This window comes from Brucella pecoris, assembly GCF_006376675.1.
Taxonomy (GTDB): domain Bacteria; phylum Pseudomonadota; class Alphaproteobacteria; order Rhizobiales; family Rhizobiaceae; genus Brucella; species Brucella pecoris.
On the sequence record NZ_VEWK01000012.1, the window covers coordinates 127,451 to 144,321 of the forward strand.

A 16,871-nucleotide genomic window follows, 5' to 3' on the forward strand; every position below is an offset into this window, starting at 1 on the left:
TGGAATGACATTGGACAGAACGATCGGTGAGCGGCTTTTGCGGGCGCCAGTCATGGCAACGCTCTACGGCGTAGACAATCTTCAGGCATTTCTGGACAGCAAGGCGGAAGTTGGCATCGTTGCCAACATTGCCCTGCGCCATGTGGCTGAAGTGCTGAACGCGCTCAAGAAAAGCAACAAGCTGATCGTTCTGAACATCGACAGTTGCGAAGGCCTGTCGCAGGACAAGGGAGCCATCGAGTTTCTTGCCGAGATTGGCATTTCGGTTCTGCTGTCGACCCGCGTTCCAACCATCCAGAAGGCCGCTCAATGCGGCCTTCTGACCATGCAGAAGGTCTTTGTGACCGACCGCTCCACCTGGCCCCGCAGCCTGAAGGCGATCTCGCAAAGCGCACCCAATCTGGTGCAGATCATGCCATCGCCGATGCTGGGCTATCTCTCCGTGGAGGACAAGCGCCGTCTGCCGCCTATCGTAGCGTCAGGATTCATCTGCAACGAAAGCGATGTCGGCACAGCGATGACACAGGGTGCAATCGCTGTTTCCTCAAGCAACAAGTCGCTATGGAACTATTCGGGTGCCCTGCGCGGGAAGGGAAAAAGCTAGATTAGGCTGTTGCGAACTAAATTGTTGCACGACCTTGTTTTGAACAAGATGTGCACCTATATGGTTGTCATAGGCATTGCTTAAGAGCGCTGGAACGCGTCTGTCGCTCGCAATAGCCTTCATCGCTTGATGCTTTTGACCACGGATGTACTGGCACTGGTAGGAAAGCGATGATGAGGAAGGTCGGTGCGTTTTCGCCCCGGCCTTTTTTGTTGTCTGCAGTTTCGCGAGAATGAAGCAAAACGGCCTGCTAAATTTTTCAAGCAGGCCATTTGTCTAAAAATTAAGCAGCGAGTGCTTCGTCTTCCGAGGTCGGGACTTCGGAAATCGTCTTCAGAACCTGCGAAGCGATCTGGTACGGGCAGCCCTGCGAATTCGGGCGGCGATCTTCCAGATAACCGCGATATCCATCCCTGACGAATGCGTGTGGAACGCGGATCGACGCGCCACGGTCGGCAACGCCGTAGGAGAACTTGTTCCACGGGGCGGTTTCATGCTTGCCGGTCAGGCGCATGTGGTTGTCCGGGCCGTAAACGTCGATATGGTCCTGCAGGTTCTTGTCGAACTGCGCCATGAGCGCTTCGAAATAGTCCTTGCCGCCCACCTCACGCATATATTTGGTCGAGAAGTTGCAGTGCATGCCCGAACCGTTCCAATCGGTATCGCCAAGCGGCTTGCAGTGGAATTCGATATCGATTTCATACTGTTCGCAGAGGCGAAGCAGGAGATAGCGGGCCATCCAGATCTGGTCGGCGGCGTTCTTGGAGCCCTTGCCGAAAATCTGGAATTCCCACTGGCCCTTGGCCACTTCCGCATTGATGCCTTCGTGATTGATGCCGGCATCGAGGCAGAGATCGAGATGTTCCTCGACGATCTTGCGGGCGATGGAGCCGATATTCTTGTAGCCGACGCCGGTGTAATATGGACCCTGCGGGGCAGGGAAACCCTGTTCCGGGAAACCGAGCGGGCGACCATCCTTGTAGAAGAAATATTCCTGCTCGAAGCCGAACCATGCATCGTCGTCTTCGAGGACGGTTGCGCGGCTGTTGGACGGATGCGGCGTGACGCCATCCGGCATCATGACTTCGCACATCACGAGAACGCCGTTCTTGCGCGCAGGATCGGGATAGATCGCGACTGGCTTCAAGACGCAATCGGAGCTGTGGCCTTCGGCCTGCATCGTCGATGAACCGTCGAAGCCCCAGAGCGGCAGTTGCTCAAGCGTAGGGAAAGCATCGAATTCCTTGATCTGCGTCTTGCCGCGCAGGCCCGCGGCAGGGGTGCATCCATCGAGCCAAATGTATTCGAGCTTGTACTTGGTCATCGCTAGTCTCTCTGTCATCCTCGGTTGATCAATCACCCCAAGTCATGCAGTGTCGCGCGGCTCGGTGTTCGATTTAATAGAAGCAAGGACCGTGCCAGTTTCGAATTTGGCGCGTTTTCAAGGCGGCAAAGGCCATTGCGATCAAACCGCCAAGATTTGTGCAATGGAGAGTGCAAAGTGTCTGCTTAAAAAACAGGCAACGGATTACTATTTCATCACGCCTGAAATGCAGGCTGCATCATTAACGTGTCGTCGCGTGTCACGGGGGGCAGAAAGCCCGGAAATTCAAAGGCATAAAGCAAAATCGAACAAGCGGACAGAATAAGTCGTTGGACGCTCCGGCCACCATTCTTCACCTTGTCCTCAAACAAAAGGGGAGTGACTGATGGCACGTTCGATCAAAAGAAAATCGGCTTTTCTGGCAAGCCTGGCGTTGAGTGTTTCGGCAATGACTGTTTTGGCGGCCAATGCTGCGGAAATCACCGTGATGGGTTATCGCGGCGCATTCCAGGACAATTACGTCAAGGCCGTCATCGAACCGTTCCAGAAGGAACATCCCGACATCAAGGTCACGTATTACGGCGTGCAGAATGCAGCGACATCGCTCGGCAACATGCGCGCCCAGAAATCCTCACCCCAGACGGATGCGGTGATCTATGACCTTTCGGTCGCCAAGATTGCTGATGAGGAAGGGCTGGTCGAAAAGCTCGATCCAGCATCGCTCAAAAATTATGCGGATGTCGCCGATCTCGGCAAGGAACTCGCTGGCTCCGCAATTCCGATCACATATGACACGCTTTCGCTGCTTTATAATCACGATGCATTTGCGGAAAGCCCACCGGATAGCTGGGAAGCGCTCTGGGACAAGCAGCAAAGCGGCAAGGTCATCATCCCGGCACAGGGCGGTGGCGATATTCAGGCCATCCTGCTGACGATCATCGCGAACCGCCTCGCCGGTGAAGACGACTATACGAAGACCGTGAAGCCGGGCGTCGACAAGCTGGTGGAACTCGCACCCGCCGTGCAGACGTGGGAACCGAAGCCCGATGCCTATACGCTGGTTGCAAACGGCACGGCGACCTTGTCGATCGGTTACAATGCCCGCGCCCAGTTCTATTTCGACCAGACCGGCGGAAAGCTTCAGTCGGTTGGTCCGAAGGAAGGTACGGCTGCGCAGGTGAACGTCATCAGTGCGATTGCCAACGGCAAGAATATGGATGCAACCAAGACATTCATCGATTACGCGATAAGCCCCGAGGCGCAGGCCCGTTTCGCCGAGATCATGTTCTATGCGCCATCGAACACGAAAGCGGATGTGAACGACGAAACGAAGAAGCGCATTCCGTACATGGATACGGCCCAGCGCGAAAAGCTTATTCCGGTCAACTGGATGACAATCGGCGATATGCGCGACAAGCTGCTCAATCCCTGGCGTCGCCAGATCATTCCGGCTGGTCGTTAAAACCCTACCTCACCCTGAAATTCACGCTTCCGCCCCGTTTCGCCGGGGCGGCAACGACCCCTCACAGGTTTCGATATGGTAGCAGAAAGCTCATTTCTACAGTTGAAGGCCCTTACCAAGCTTTACGGTAACAACTACCGGGCAGTGGACGATCTTCATCTCGATCTGCCGCGCGGAAAACTGCTCGGCCTCCTCGGCCCGTCGGGCTGCGGCAAGACGACGACATTGCGCATGATTGCCGGTCTCGCATCGATCTCGGACGGCAACATCCTGATTGATGGCAACGATATTTCGCACAGGCCGCCCCATCAGCGCGATATCGGTCTGGTTTTCCAGAACTACGCCCTGTTCCCACACATGACCGTGGCCGAAAATGTCGCTTTCGGTCTCGATATGCGCAAGGTCGGCAAGGCTGAGGCGAAGAAGCGCGTTGAGGAAGCGCTCGAAATGGTGCGGCTTCCCGGCTATGGTTCGCGTAAACCCAAGGAAATGTCCGGTGGCCAGCAGCAGCGTGTGGCATTGGCACGCGCGCTGGTTATCCGCCCGCGCATTCTTCTGCTCGACGAGCCCCTGTCCAATCTGGATGCGAAGCTGCGCGACGACATGCGGATCGAAATCCGCGAGATTCAGAAGCGCCTCGACATCACGACAGTTTTCGTCACACATGACCAGGTCGAAGCACTCACAATGTGCGATGTCGTCGGCGTGATGGATAGCGGTAAGCTGGCGCAGCTCGGTTCGCCGGAAGAAATCTATGAAAAGCCGTCCTCCCTGTTTGTGGCCAAATTTGTCGGTCGCGCCAATGTCCACAATTGCGAGATCGTCGATGAGAATGTCTGCCGTCTGGGCAGCGCCGCCTATCGCTGCAACACGCATGGAAAGACACGCGGGACCGGGCAGATCGCCATTCGACCGCATCGCATCAATCTGACCCCCAACCGCGATCGCAATCTGGTCAGTGTCGTTACCAACAGCGCGCACGGCGTGGTCGAGCGCACGACCTATATCGGTGACATCGTTCAATACGACATCGAAATCGAGGGCGCCTGCCTGAAAGTTGAAGTGCCGACCGCCAGCGCGGGACATGCATTCCATACCGGCGACCGGCTGCTGTGCGAATGGAAACCGGAAGATATGCTGGTTTTCGGGAGCTGATGTCATGACAGCGATCACATCAACCGAAATCATTCCGGCAAAGTCATCGAGACGCCGGCGCTATAGTCTCGTCGCAGTTGCGCTGCTTCTGCCGATGGCCTTGATCAATCTCATCGCCTTCATCGCGCCGGTTGCGCATCTGGCTCAAATATCCTTCCTGCAGAGCGAAAGCGGCGGCGTCCTGACAGACCGCTACACGTTCGAAAACTACATCAATTTCTTCACCGACAGCTTCAATTGGGGGCTTGTGTTCAACTCGCTCTGGCTGAGCGCGTTCATCACGCTGGCAACGCTGGTTTGCGCCTATCCAATAGCGCTTTTCCTGCATCGTGTTTCGCCGGTCTGGCGCAACTTCCTTTTCGTGGTGACGGTCTCGCCGCTGCTCGTCAGCAGCGTGGTGCGCACCTATGGCTGGATGGTGCTTCTCGGCGACCAGGGGCTCGTCAATGGAGCCTTGATGAACCTTGGCATCATTTCCTCCCCCATCAGGCTCGTCAACAATACGCTCGGCGTATTCATCGGCATGGTCGAAATCCTGATCCCCTATATGGCGCTGTCGCTGATTGCCGGTTTCGGGCGTCTGAACGCCTCGCTTGAGGAGGCTGCGGCATCACTCGGCGCCAATGCCTTCACGCGGTTTCGCCGGATCATCCTGCCGCTCACCTTGCCGGGTATAGCGCTTGGCTGCCTGCTTTGCTTCGTGCTGGCGATCAGCTCCTTCATCACGCCGAAATTGCTGGGCGGCGGACGCGTGTTCCTGCTGGCGACGGAAATCTACGATCAGGCTGTGATCCAGCTTGAATGGCCGCGAGCCGCCGCAACCTCCGTCATTGTCCTGATCATCTTCGGTCTCGCCTTGATGGTCTATTCCCGCATCGCACGTCACATCGACTGATTGGCAAAGGAGAAACGAGATGATTGGTTCAACTTCATTGCCATTCCGCCTTCTGGTCGGCCTGCTGTATCTGTTTCTGCTGGCCCCCATTCTGGTGGTCGTGCCGCTATCGTTCAGCAACGACAACTATCTCACTTTTCCGCCGCAGAGCTGGGGCGTGCGGTGGTATGCGGAAATGCTGCACCATGAAACGCTCATTCAGGCGTTCTGGATCAGCCTCGGCATTGCATCGGTCGTCACCGTCCTGTCGCTTCTGGCAGGTATCCCGGCGGCCTATGCGATCCGCCGTTATCAGTTCCGTGGACGCGAAGCGGTGCTGAACCTCTTTACCGCGCCGCTGCTTCTGCCGTCCATCGTGCTTGGCCTTGCCATTCTGCTGGTCTTCGTGAGGCTGGAACTGCTCGGCACATTTACGGGCCTCGTGATCGCCCATCTGATCGTGACGACCCCTTACGTCATCCGCATCATGATAACGGCGTTCTCGACCCTGCCGCCATCGGTCGAAGAGGCCGCCACGATGCTGGGCGCATCGCCGTTCACCGTGTTTCGTCGCATCACCCTGCCGTTGATGATGCCGGGTCTGGTGGCAAGTGCAGCTCTGTCCTTCCTCCTGTCTTTCGATGAGGTGGTGATCTCGCTCTTCATCACCGGGCCGCGCATGACGACGCTGCCGGTGGAAATCTTCAACTATGTCGAAAGCCGCACCGACCCGATGACAGCAGCCATTTCGGTCGTGCTGATTACGGCGACGCTGCTCATCATCTTCGTCATCGAACGCACACTCGGATTGTCACGCACAATCGGCAAATAACCTCCCAACTGAAAGTGACTGCAAGCATGGAAAATATCGCCCTCTGGATGTCGCAACCGCATTTCAGCTATCTGGAAATTGCCCGGACCTGCGGCTTCTCATCCTTCGTTCTCGAACTCGAACACGGCACTTTCGATCTGTCGACGCTGGACCAGTTTCTGGCTTTCACCAAGGCGCAGGGTCTCTCCACCCTGACCAAGGTGCTGGCACCGACGCCGGAAGCCATCCAGCAGGCGCTGGATTTCGGATCGGACGGCGTCATCGTTCCGCATATTCTCGGTGTGGAACATGCTCATCAGGTGACAAAAGCTGCAAAATATCCGCTGGTTGGCACGCGCTCTTATACCGGTGGCCGCATTTTCGGTTATGCCCGTCCGGCGACCGATGCCTTCGAAAAAGAGAACAAGCGCACCAAATGTTTCGCGATGATCGAGACGGCGGAAAGCCTTGCCGACGTCGAGAAGATCATTGCGCTGGATACGGTCGACGGCTTGTTTCCCGGCCCTTCGGATCTGGCGCTTGCGCGCGGTCGGGGAGCCTACGCTTTCAATGACGACGACAAGGCTGACCTGCGCCGCTGTGCGGCGGCTGCACGCGCTGCCGGAAAGCCATGGATCATGCCCGCCTGGACCGAAGCCGAGCGGCGGTTCGCACAGGAAGAGGGTGCCACGATGCTGGTCGTCGCCACCCAGAACATGACGCTTCGCCAGGGCATGGTCTCGACTGTGAACATGCTCAAAAGCGAAGCCCTCGTTGCCTGACGATTACCTGAACTGAATACCCACTCATTCGCTGGAGGAAAAAATGAAGATTAGTCTGATCCAAACGAGCCCGCAGACCGACAAGGCAGAAAACCTGCGCATTACGCGGGGATTGATGGAAGATGCCGTGCGCACGGATTCTCCGGACTTGATCGTGCTGCCCGAATATTTCGAATATTATGGCGGTACTCCGGAAGAAAAGCTTGCAGCGGCAGAGAGCGTTCCCGACGGTCCTGCCTACAAGATGGCGCAGGATTTTGCCCGCGAGCATAAGGTCTTCGTCCATGCCGGAACCCTGATGGAAAAGGTTCCGAATGAAAAGCGCATCTACAATTCCACCTTCGTCTTCAATCGCGAAGGCAAGGAGATCGCGCATTATCGCAAGATCCATATGTTCGACATCGTCGGACCGGACGGGACGGCCTATAAGGAATCCGCAACCGTCAAGCCGGGCGAGAATGTCGTCGTCTATGACCTTGACGGGTTCAAGATTGGCTGCGCGATCTGCTACGACATTCGCTTTGCCGAGCTTTATCTTGAGCTGGAAAAGGCCGGTGCCGATGTCATCGTTCTTCCTGCCGCATTCACACTGCAAACGGGCAAGGATCATTGGGAGGTGCTGGCGCGTGCCCGTGCCATCGAAACCCAGACCTATTTTGCCGCCTGCGGCCAGACCGGCAGCACGGTTTCGAATGGCGAGCGGCGTCATACCTATGGTCACTCGCTGGTCTGCGATCCGTGGGGCCATGTCGTGGCGCGGGCGTCCGACGGCGTCGGCTTCGTGACGGCACGCATCGAGCGTGCACAGATCGAGCGTGTGCGTTCGCTAATCCCCATGGTCAGCCATCGCCGCATCGGCAAGCAGTTGCAAGCCTGCGCATAGGAGGCGTCATATGTATACGATCAATCCCATGCCGGAGCAGGTTGCTGCGGGTGACCTCCAGCTCCTGTCGGGGGTCGAGACAGCCACCGTCGGGCACTGGCGCTTCTTTGGCTTCATGCATCGTTCCATCCAGCCGCTCCTCCCGAAGCGCCGTGTGGTCGGCACCGCCGTCACCATCGCCATACCGGGTCCGGATTCCACCCTGCTTCACCACGTAACCGGAATGCTCCGTCCCGGCGATATTCTGGTGGTGGACCGGATGGGCGACGACCGCTATGCGTGCTGGGGCGGCGGTGTGACCATCGCTGCGAAGGCCTCGGGTGCCGTCGCCGGGATCGTGGATGGTCCCTGCACGGACCTGACGGAAATCGAGGATTCCGATTTTCCGATGTGGGCAAGGGGCATCTCGCCCATCACCACCCGGCTCTACGATCTGGGCGGCGGCATCAACATTCCGGTCTCCTGCGGTGGTGTCGTCGTCAATCCCGGTGATGCCATTCTGGCCGATGAGAGCGGGGTTCTGGTCCTGCCGCGTGACGAAGTGAACGCGGTCGCCTCGCGCGCGCTCGACATACAGGACAAGGGCAAGGTGCGGGAGGCTTCGGTGAAGACCGGTCTCAAGCTCGGTGACGTGTCCGGTGCCACCAATAAAATTCTCGCCCACGCGGGAAACTGATCCGATATGGGCCGGTTTCGACCGGCCCCGATCATTTGTGGGATGGAACATGACTATTTGCTTATTTTCATCCCGCAAGTGTCTTAGAAAGAAAGGACGAATCTGGTTGCCCGGAGCGCAATAAGGGACTTCAAGAAACGCAGGCGCGCGGGTAATTGAAATGGGAAGGGACATACCCGTCCATGAATATCCGTTTTCTGGAAACGGTGATCTGGTTGTCGGAACTGCGTAATTTCCGGGCGACGGCGGCTCGCCTCAACATGACGCCGGCAGCAATATCCAATCGTATCGGTGCTATGGAGCAGGAGCTCGGTTTCCGGCTCTTCGACCGTGATGCCCGCGACGTCAACCTGACGGCGGAAGGCGAAGCTTTTGTCGAGGGCGCGCGCGATGTGGTGCGCCGTTACCATGATCTGGTGGAAAGCCTGAGCCCGCAAAACGGGCTTGAAGGAACGCTGAAGATCGGCATCGTTCCAAGCCTTGCCATGACAATATTGCCGGGCATTCTCGATATTGTCCGGCAACGCTACCCGCAGATCCGTATCTCGATTACGACCTCGTCATCAAAAGGGATCGTGCAGAAGCTGGAGCAGCGAGAGCTCGATATCGTTTTCGCCATAAGGCCTGAGCCGACACCCAACTTGCGTGTCGTCGACATATGCACTTTCGGCATGTTCTGGATATCGCGCAGCAATCAGTTTCCGGGCGGGGCAGACGACATGCTGTCACGCGATGACCTGCTCGGCTGCAATCTCATTTCCTATGAGAGCGGTTCCTACAATTATCAGCAGATCATCAATTATTTCACGGAAGAGCGCCTGAAAGACGCGACCGTTCATTATTCCAACTCGCTCACCACAACGATCAACATGATTTCGGCAGGTGTCGGGATTTCCGTCATTCCGCCGGTGGTGATCCAGAAAGAGCTGCGGACTGGCGAGCTGCAGGTGCTGAATACCAATGCTGCTTTCCCGGCGACGAGCTATAGCGCTATCTATCTGGAGAGCGCGGCAACGCGGCTGATCACGCTTGTGGCCAATATCGCCCGTGAAGCCGGACGCAATTTCAGCAGCAATTTCAGTGATAGTCTGGCTTATCAGGACTAGTGTGGTGGATTTGAAGTTCCTGTCATTTGCATGGCATCATCGTCCAGGAACTTCAAATCCGTAAACCACACTAGATTCATTGGGTTCCTAGTGTGGCTTTGAATCCGAAATTCGTTCGCAACCCCGCTCCAGAGTGATACGAATTTCGGATTCGCCACACTAGCGCGCAGCTTCCCGTTCAGGCTGGCTTCAATTCACCTTGAACTTCATCCTCGCAATAAATGCTGATGATTTCTTCGGCAACCAGACGCTGCAATTCCCACAGATTGCGGTCACGGATGCCTTTTTCTTCCAGATGCTTGACGGTGAGATAGAGATATTCGGCGCAGGAGCCCATATGTCCGCAGGCGCGCGCGAGCAGTCGGGCTACCGATGTCAGGGGCATGTTGTCCGAAAGCCTGTCTCCGCGCGGGCCGGCCCAGAATACGAGCGCACGCACAGGCCCATCTCCGGTATCGACCGACACCCAGCGAATGGAATAGGCATCGTCAATCGAACTGATTTCGCGCCGGATCATTCGGCGTAATTGTCCAAGCCGGTCCTCGTCGGACAACCGGAAAACAATCCCTTTGCAGCTACCGCCCGGTCGAAGCGCAAGCATGAGGCCCGGCTGGGTCATCGTTGCGCGCCAGCGCGTCAGCCGGAGGCAGAATGAACGGTGCCAGCCACTCGCCGTTCCGGCGCGCGAGGCCACCGCATCGAAATCCGGTTTCCAGATCAGCGAGCCATAGGCAAAAACCCAGAGCGGGTCGTCTCCTGCTTCGTGAAAGAGCTGATCGGCCAGTTCATCGACCTCCTTGTCGGTGATCGGTGCTCTGCCCGGATCGGGACCGCGGTCGACCTCAAGCCGAAGGCTCAGCGAAACGAGCTCCTCGGTCAAAGCCATCGGGGAAATATCGGCAGAAGGTATGGCGTATGCAGGCTGATCGTAATTCTGGGTAATTCTTTCACGGCAAAGCATGTTCATGGGTGCGTCGCCTCAGATATTCGCATTTTTGCGCATATCATCAAGCTGCCGCAATGATGAAAACAACAATTCCCGATCCCGCAGATGTTCCTCATAAAGAGACGCGAAAATGGAATTCGTCGTCACATGCGGCTTGGGCGCGGACTGGGCGCGTTGCAGGCTGTTGTTGGCCTTGCGCTTGGCGTCTTCGACTTCGGCAAGCAATTCCTGAAGCCTGCCGGAGCCGCTGAACGCACGAACACCGGCTGCCCGTGCGCCTGAGGCGACTGTATTCGATGTCGAGTGGATCATGGTCTGCATCTCCATTGGCAAGATATAGAGCTGATCGTGATGTCTGTTTATGATATAATGATGTTATAAAATGTACTAAATTACATTCTTGTGATGTTGTGTTTCGGGCATTGTTTTTAGGAATAATTCTATTTCTTGCTGATGGAATTTTTAGCACTATTGGCTCGCTGGAAACGAGGCAATCAATGCCAAAACAACCGCTGAACCAGGAAAATTCGCATGGTAGCGCTGCGTCTGGCTAGATTTCAGACGCGCAGGGTTGGGCCTTGAGAGCGGGATATCAATCAGCGTCGTGGTTCATGAACGGCAGCATATCGACCGTGTCGATGGCCGTTGGCTCGACAGGCTTGCCGTCCGGCTTGGCAAAAATCATCACCGCAAGACAGTAGATCAAAAACACCGCCACGCCGATAGCTAACAGGCTGGCAAATATGAGTGGCCAATCGAACATGCCCGGCACCTTGGCGCAGTTTGCGCGCCAACTCAACCGTCTCTTGCGACAGGCAAGCCTCGACGCTAGCCTGTCGGAAAAGCACGACAAATTTTTATTGGGGGACGCAATGTCCGAAATTAAAACATTGGGGTCCAGGCGGGTTTACGAAAATCGTTGGATGAAGGTTCGCGAGGATCGCATCGTTTATCCGGACGGCAGTGAAAGCATTTATGGCGTCGTTGAGAAGAACGATGCGGCAATGATTTTCGCGATGGACGACGAGGACGGCGTCTATCTGGTGGAGCAGTTCCGCTATCCGGTCGGGAACCGCTTCTGGGAACTTCCGCAAGGAGCGTGGCAGGAGCAGGCGGACGTCGATCCACTGGTTCTGGCTCGTGGAGAGCTGCGAGAGGAAACCGGGCTGACAGCTGGGGACATGGCCTATCTCGGCGAGACTTACGAAGCCTATGGTTTTGCAGCCAACAAGTGTCACATCTTTCTCGCCATAGGACTACAGATGGGAAAGCCCAGTCTTGATGCCGAAGAGCAGGGGCTGATCTGCCGCCGTTTTCCTATCGGGGAAGCAATAGAGATGATCCTTCGCGGCGATATCAAAGATGCCTGTACAATCGCTGCCTTCGGGCTTTTGAGCCTGAAAGGGATTATCTGAAACAGCCACATGGATGCAGTCGCACCCACTGATCTCAGTGGGGCAGTCTCCAGAGCAGATATAAGCCCACGACTGTCGGCACGATAACGCCGAACCAGAGCCATGTCTGGTCCATCAGCAACAATCGCGTCATTTCTTGTGAGTCTCGATCCAGGTAATGCCGAAGACGACAGCGCTGACGGCCAGGATCGCTGTTATCTCAATCCAAAAAATCAACTGCATGGCGATGTCCTCCAGCATGGTTAACAAACAACGAATGAAAAGGTTCATTTACATGGGTGGCGTTCGTTGACATAGAGACATCATGATGTCATTATGTCTTAATGAAAATTACAGAAGATCATGCTCCGCTCTATGCCAAGGTGGAAACATTGCTGGCGGACGATATTTCAGCGGGCGTCTTGCCCACTGGCAGCCAGCTTCCGCCGGAAGAGCGGCTGATCGAACGTTTCGGCGTCAGCCGGACGACTGTTCGCAAGGCTGTCGAGAATCTGGTGGCGCGGGGCCTCGTCGAAATCCGCCGCGGCAAGGGCACGTTCGTCGCTCAACCCAAGGTCACTCAGGAATTGACGGAGTTGACCGGGTTCGTCGAAGACATGAAGGCGCTTGGTCGGGCCGCGACGGCGCAACTGCTCGACAAGGAGATTGTGCCTGCCGATGCAGATGTTGCGCGGCAGCTTGCTCTGCCTTCAGGAACTCTGGTCATGCGGATCCGACGCGTCCGGTTCGCTGACGGCGTCGCGATGTCTTTCGATGAAACATATCTGCCGCGTGAAATCGGTGAGAAGATTGTCACGCACGACCTGGATGTCGAGCCGATCTTCACACTGCTTGAAGACAGATATGACCTGCCGCTAATCGAGGCCGAGTATCGGCTGGAGGCTGTAAGCGCTGCGCCTGCCGTCGCAGCGGCCCTTGCCGTCGAGCCCGGAAGCGCGGTGTTTTTGATCGAGCGTACATCATTTACTGAAGGGCATCGGGCGATAGATTACGAAAAACTCCACTATCGCGGCGACCTCATCAGCTTCGTCACTCGCCTGGCCCGGCGACCGCGTGATCGTCAATAGCTCCGGGGGCAAAATGCTGGCTTTATGGTTGTTTATAGCCGCTTTCGGTGCAAGTGCGCTCGGCGGTGTGCTGGGCATGGCAAGCGGCATTTTCATCGTGCCGGCACTCACGCTTTTTTTTTGGCGTGGACATTCACGTCGCCATCGGCGCGAGCATCGTTTCGGTCATCGCCTGCTCCTGCGGCAGCGCGGCTCCGCTCCTGAAACGACGGCTGACCAACATCCGCCTTGCCGTTGTTCTTGAGACGGCAACCACATTCGGCGCGTTGACCGGTGTGTTCCTCATCGGGATCGTTTCGACTTCACTTCTCTACGGTTTGTTCGCGGCCATTCTAGTGCTTTCGGCGAAACAAATGCTTGTAAGACGGCGCGAGGAAATCGGTTCAAACGCGTCCGACGTGACAAGTCTGGCGACAAGCCTGCGCCTGCATTCCAGCTTTCCCGATCACATAACGGGGCAGGAGGTGCATTATCGGGTCGGGCATGTTCCGCTGGGCATGGCACTGATGTATGGAGCAGGACTTGTTTCGGCCCTTCTGGGAATAGGCTCAGGCGTTCTCAAAATTCCGGCGATGGACACCGCGTTGAAGCTGCCTATCAAGGTTTCGTCCGCCACCTCCAACTTCATGATCGGTGTGACGGCCGCTGCAAGCGCAAGCGCCTATTTTGTGCATGGCGATATCGATATCGGCATCACGGGTCCGATTGCGCTTGGTTCGGTCATAGGCGCGCTGGTCGGTGCCCGACTGCTCATGAGCCTTCCTGCTGAAAAGCTGCGCATTTTCTTTGTCGTGGTCCTCATCGTGCTGGCGATCCAGATGTTTCTGAGCGCTTTCGGTATTGAAATTGTTGGAGGTTCGAAATGAAAGCTGCTGGAAATGTCGGGCGCCGGGACGAAGTCATAGCATCGCTTCTTTGGTATGGCACATGGTTCGCCACTGCCATCATCGCAGTCGGTGTCATCATGACCGCCATCGAGCCGCCACAGTCTTTCTTCAGCGGCTACGACATCGTGAAAGCGGGCATTGCGGTGTTTATCCTCTTGCCGATTGTCCGTGTGGTGTTGACGATGTACCTTTTTGTGCGTGAGCGTGATTACGTTTACGCCGTCATCGCGGCAACGGTTCTGCTGATCATCGCAACCGGCATAGTCGTGGATTTTAGCTCATTTTAGAGCATAATCCGACCGGAGTGAAACGAAGATCGATAAGATTATGCTTGAAATAGAAGAAGTTAGAGCGCCGATCTGATGCAATCAGATCGAAACGCGCTCTAAGCCCGGATCATGTTGAGATTTGAGAAATTGAGATGCGAAATCAAAGGGATCGTGACGCTGCGGCAATTGAGCTGTCGCGGATATGTGCCGCGTTCCGATAGGCGCGTGGAGTGAGGCCCGTTTCCAGTAGAAAATAGCGGTTGAAATTGGAGAGATTATTGAACCCGGCTTCGAAACAAATGTCGGTTATTGCGATATCCGTTTCGACCAGCAATGTTCGCGCCCGCCACACACGCACAGAACGGCTATAGGTCGAGAAGGTCATACCCGTCAGTCGTTTGAAAGCGCGGGAGAAAGACGCCGCGTCCAGCCCGACAGCTTCGGCAACGTCCTGCATCTGGCGGTCCGGGCTCGATTGCAGGATCTGGATAGCCTGATCGATACGCCGGTGCCGCTTGTCGGACGCTTCGCTGTAGAGCGATACGAAATGCTCGCTCGCCAAGGCCCGCTTTTGCTCAGCGCCATCAATCGCATTGAGTATTTCAAGAAAAAGTCCAAGGCCCGCTGCATCCGACTGTCGATGTAATTCCAGTATCATCTCTCCGATGTCGAGCGCTTCTCTACCGATGATTTCGATCCCGCGGCGGGACAACTGCTTCAGACGATAAAGTACTTCGAATTCGGGGCAGACGGACCGCACCTGAATAAGCGCGTCAGCATTGAATTGAAGGACAAGATCGCGCCCCGGAACAGATGTCGCGCCCGGCGTGATCCAGTTGTGCGGCAGGTTCGTTCCGGTAAGAACCAGATGGCCGGGCTGAAATGGTCCCACATAATCGCCGACATAAGCCAATCCCTGCGCGTGAGGAATATAATGGATTTCCCACTCTGGGTGATAGTTCCAGATGCAGATCGGATTGGGATAATCGTCACGACGAATGAGATAGGATTTTCCACCCGGCAGGGTGATGCGCTCGCGTGTGGCGGCGTATGCGTTCGGAAGTGTAGAGGAAAATTCCGATGATATTACCATGATATTACACCATATACCGCGTCACAATGTCAAAATAGTATCAATTAATGACGAAAAACAAACTAGTCCCTTTTGACCGTTTTTACAAAATTCAGGCCACAGGGTGCCGGGAAGAGGAGCATCCGGTGGGAACATAATTGGGAGGATGACATGCTACGCACAATCTTGCGCACGGGGTGCGCCATCATAGCGCTTACCGCCGCATCCGATGCTATGGCTGCTGCGGTTTGCAGCAAGGATGTAAGAGTCCTGGCGCAGCCACGCGACGGGCTTACCTTGCTCGAAGACTATGTGGACGAGTTTGAAGAACTTTCCGGGGCAGGTTTCGAAATCAGCTATCTGAACGAGAACGACCGCCGTGCCAAATCACAAGCGGATGCGTCCACGGTCGGCAGCTATAACGTCTACTATGTCGATGAGGCCAATCTCGCATTGTTTGCGTCCTCGGGCTGGATTGTTCCACTCGCGGCTTTCTACCCCAAGGAATATGATTACGACGATTTCGACGCAGGCATGCGTGCGGCTGCCACATATGATGGCAAGCAGTGGTTTGCGCCCGTTCAGGGCGGTGGCGACCTGATGGTCTATCGGACCGATCTGCTCGAAAAGGCTGGCATTCAGCCACCCAAGACCTGGGACGAATACAAGGCGGCTGTCGCCAAGTTGCATGACCCCGAAAATGGCATCTACGGAACCGCATTGCGCGGACAGCGCGGCTCTGGAGCCAATGTCTGGCGCTGGATGCCGTTGTTCAAGGCAAATGGTGGCGAATGGTTCAAGGATGGCAAGCCGGCTTTCAACTCGGAAGCTGCGGTGAAGGCAACCCAGGAATATCTCGATCTTTTCAAGTATTCCGCTCCCGGCACACAGACAGGCTCCTGGGATGAATCGACTGGTGCCTTCCGCGCAGGCAAGGTGGCAATCATCATCGAATCTGCCCCTCTCGGCGGCATGTCGGTTGATAAGGCGCAGAGCCAGGTCGCCGACAAGGTTGCCTTTGCTGTTCCACCAACACCACTTCCCGGCGCTGGTTACGCGCATGGTTTTGCAATTGCGTCGAAAGCCAATGCGACTGACGAAGACAAGGCTTGCGCTGGACTTTTCGTTGCCTGGGCAACGTCGAAAGAGCAGGAAGCCCGTCGTCTGGCTGCAGGCCAGCCGGGTGAACTGACTCGTACCAGCACCTATCAAAGCCCGAAATATGCAGAGACTTTCGGCCAGAACCTTGCTGATGCAATGGCCGCCACCGGTGCCCGCACGACAGTGACCTTCTGGCAGGACGCGCGCTGGCAGGAGCTGGGAAATCAGTGGGGCATCATGCTGGAAGAGCTTATCACCGGCAGCCGCAAGGATATCAAGTCGACGCTGGACGAGCTTCAGGCATTCGCGGAAAAGCTCTAGGCGTCGTGCGTTCGGGGCGGTTTCATAGCCGTATTGGCTGAGCCGCCCCGCCTCCCAGGATAGGTTTCGATCTTTGGAGGCAGATGCGCCTCACGCCGCAACCTGTCTCAATCATC

Annotated in this window: 18 protein-coding genes and 1 pseudogene; 14 read left to right on the forward strand and 5 right to left on the reverse strand. The window is 56.2% G+C overall.

Annotated features, from left to right (window positions below; genetic code table 11):
• Positions 1 to 4 precede the first annotated feature (4 nt).
• A complete protein-coding gene (locus FIB18_RS19850; protein ID WP_140022338.1) occupies positions 5 to 604 on the forward strand; it encodes a glycerol-3-phosphate responsive antiterminator in 600 nt (199 codons plus the stop codon).
• A gap of 283 nt (positions 605 to 887) precedes the next feature.
• Here FIB18_RS19850 and FIB18_RS19855 read toward each other — a convergent pair whose 3' ends face one another.
• Entirely contained in the window at positions 888 to 1,928 is a 1,041-nt protein-coding gene (locus FIB18_RS19855; RefSeq protein WP_140022339.1) for a glutamine synthetase beta-grasp domain-containing protein, read from the reverse strand.
• 385 nt (positions 1,929 to 2,313) lie between these two features.
• Between FIB18_RS19855 and FIB18_RS19860 the strand changes: the two genes are divergently transcribed.
• The 8 genes from FIB18_RS19860 to FIB18_RS19895 all read left to right on the forward strand — a co-directional run bounded on the left by FIB18_RS19860 (position 2,314) and on the right by FIB18_RS19895 (position 9,677).
• Positions 2,314 to 3,390 (forward strand): extracellular solute-binding protein, encoded by a 1,077-nt coding sequence (locus FIB18_RS19860; RefSeq protein ID WP_140022340.1) that lies wholly within the window; start codon positions 2,314 to 2,316, stop codon positions 3,388 to 3,390.
• A 75-nt stretch (positions 3,391 to 3,465) separates the two neighbouring features.
• Positions 3,466 to 4,545: an ABC transporter ATP-binding protein gene (locus FIB18_RS19865; protein WP_140022341.1), complete on the forward strand. Its 1,080-nt coding sequence runs from the start codon at positions 3,466 to 3,468 to the stop codon at positions 4,543 to 4,545.
• A gap of 4 nt (positions 4,546 to 4,549) precedes the next feature.
• The gene (locus tag FIB18_RS19870; RefSeq protein WP_140022342.1) at positions 4,550 to 5,440 is read left to right on the forward strand and encodes an ABC transporter permease; all 891 of its coding nucleotides are present in this window, start codon (positions 4,550 to 4,552) and stop codon (positions 5,438 to 5,440) included.
• A 19-nt stretch (positions 5,441 to 5,459) separates the two neighbouring features.
• Positions 5,460 to 6,251: an ABC transporter permease gene (locus FIB18_RS19875; protein WP_140022343.1), complete on the forward strand. Its 792-nt coding sequence runs from the start codon at positions 5,460 to 5,462 to the stop codon at positions 6,249 to 6,251.
• Between the two features lie 26 nt (positions 6,252 to 6,277).
• Positions 6,278 to 7,012: an HpcH/HpaI aldolase family protein gene (locus tag FIB18_RS19880; RefSeq protein ID WP_140022344.1), complete on the forward strand. Its 735-nt coding sequence runs from the start codon at positions 6,278 to 6,280 to the stop codon at positions 7,010 to 7,012.
• A gap of 43 nt (positions 7,013 to 7,055) precedes the next feature.
• Positions 7,056 to 7,895 carry a carbon-nitrogen hydrolase family protein gene (locus tag FIB18_RS19885; protein ID WP_140022345.1) on the forward strand — a complete coding sequence of 280 codons (840 nt, stop codon included), beginning with the start codon at positions 7,056 to 7,058 and terminating at the stop codon, positions 7,893 to 7,895.
• Between the two features lie 10 nt (positions 7,896 to 7,905).
• Positions 7,906 to 8,571, forward strand: coding sequence for an RraA family protein (locus tag FIB18_RS19890; protein WP_140022346.1), 666 nt, complete (start codon positions 7,906 to 7,908; stop codon positions 8,569 to 8,571).
• 182 nt (positions 8,572 to 8,753) lie between these two features.
• The gene (locus FIB18_RS19895; protein WP_140022347.1) at positions 8,754 to 9,677 is read left to right on the forward strand and encodes a LysR family transcriptional regulator; all 924 of its coding nucleotides are present in this window, start codon (positions 8,754 to 8,756) and stop codon (positions 9,675 to 9,677) included.
• Positions 9,678 to 9,855: 178 nt separating this feature from the next.
• On the opposite strand, the gene FIB18_RS19900 is transcribed toward FIB18_RS19895, so the two are convergent.
• From FIB18_RS19900 to FIB18_RS24855, 3 genes are all read right to left on the reverse strand, one after another.
• The gene (locus FIB18_RS19900; protein WP_140022348.1) at positions 9,856 to 10,644 is read right to left on the reverse strand and encodes a gamma-glutamylcyclotransferase; all 789 of its coding nucleotides are present in this window, start codon (positions 10,642 to 10,644) and stop codon (positions 9,856 to 9,858) included.
• A 12-nt stretch (positions 10,645 to 10,656) separates the two neighbouring features.
• Complete coding sequence (locus FIB18_RS19905) at positions 10,657 to 10,935, reverse strand: hypothetical protein (protein ID WP_140022349.1); 279 nt, start codon at positions 10,933 to 10,935, stop codon at positions 10,657 to 10,659.
• A gap of 280 nt (positions 10,936 to 11,215) precedes the next feature.
• On the reverse strand, positions 11,216 to 11,386 hold the full coding sequence (locus FIB18_RS24855; protein WP_155723803.1) for a hypothetical protein: 171 nt from the start codon (positions 11,384 to 11,386) through the stop codon (positions 11,216 to 11,218).
• Between the two features lie 109 nt (positions 11,387 to 11,495).
• On the opposite strand from FIB18_RS24855, the gene FIB18_RS19910 reads away from it, so the two are divergent.
• The 4 genes and pseudogenes from FIB18_RS19910 to FIB18_RS19925 all read left to right on the forward strand — a co-directional run bounded on the left by FIB18_RS19910 (position 11,496) and on the right by FIB18_RS19925 (position 14,279).
• Positions 11,496 to 12,038: an NUDIX domain-containing protein gene (locus FIB18_RS19910; RefSeq protein ID WP_140022350.1), complete on the forward strand. Its 543-nt coding sequence runs from the start codon at positions 11,496 to 11,498 to the stop codon at positions 12,036 to 12,038.
• Between the two features lie 323 nt (positions 12,039 to 12,361).
• Positions 12,362 to 13,105 carry a GntR family transcriptional regulator gene (locus tag FIB18_RS19915; protein WP_140022351.1) on the forward strand — a complete coding sequence of 248 codons (744 nt, stop codon included), beginning with the start codon at positions 12,362 to 12,364 and terminating at the stop codon, positions 13,103 to 13,105.
• A 13-nt stretch (positions 13,106 to 13,118) separates the two neighbouring features.
• Positions 13,119 to 13,971: pseudogene (locus FIB18_RS19920) on the forward strand (sulfite exporter TauE/SafE family protein).
• Positions 13,968 to 14,279, forward strand: a complete 312-nt coding sequence (locus FIB18_RS19925; RefSeq protein ID WP_140022352.1) for a DUF1634 domain-containing protein — start codon at positions 13,968 to 13,970, stop codon at positions 14,277 to 14,279. Before FIB18_RS19920 ends, FIB18_RS19925 begins: the two are co-directional and overlap by 4 nt.
• 142 nt (positions 14,280 to 14,421) lie before the next feature.
• On the opposite strand, the gene FIB18_RS19930 is transcribed toward FIB18_RS19925, so the two are convergent.
• Positions 14,422 to 15,354: an AraC family transcriptional regulator gene (locus FIB18_RS19930; RefSeq protein WP_140022353.1), complete on the reverse strand. Its 933-nt coding sequence runs from the start codon at positions 15,352 to 15,354 to the stop codon at positions 14,422 to 14,424.
• A gap of 150 nt (positions 15,355 to 15,504) precedes the next feature.
• Between FIB18_RS19930 and FIB18_RS19935 the strand changes: the two genes are divergently transcribed.
• Positions 15,505 to 16,755, forward strand: a complete 1,251-nt coding sequence (locus tag FIB18_RS19935; RefSeq protein WP_140022354.1) for an ABC transporter substrate-binding protein — start codon at positions 15,505 to 15,507, stop codon at positions 16,753 to 16,755.
• Positions 16,756 to 16,871: the final 116 nt, after the last annotated feature.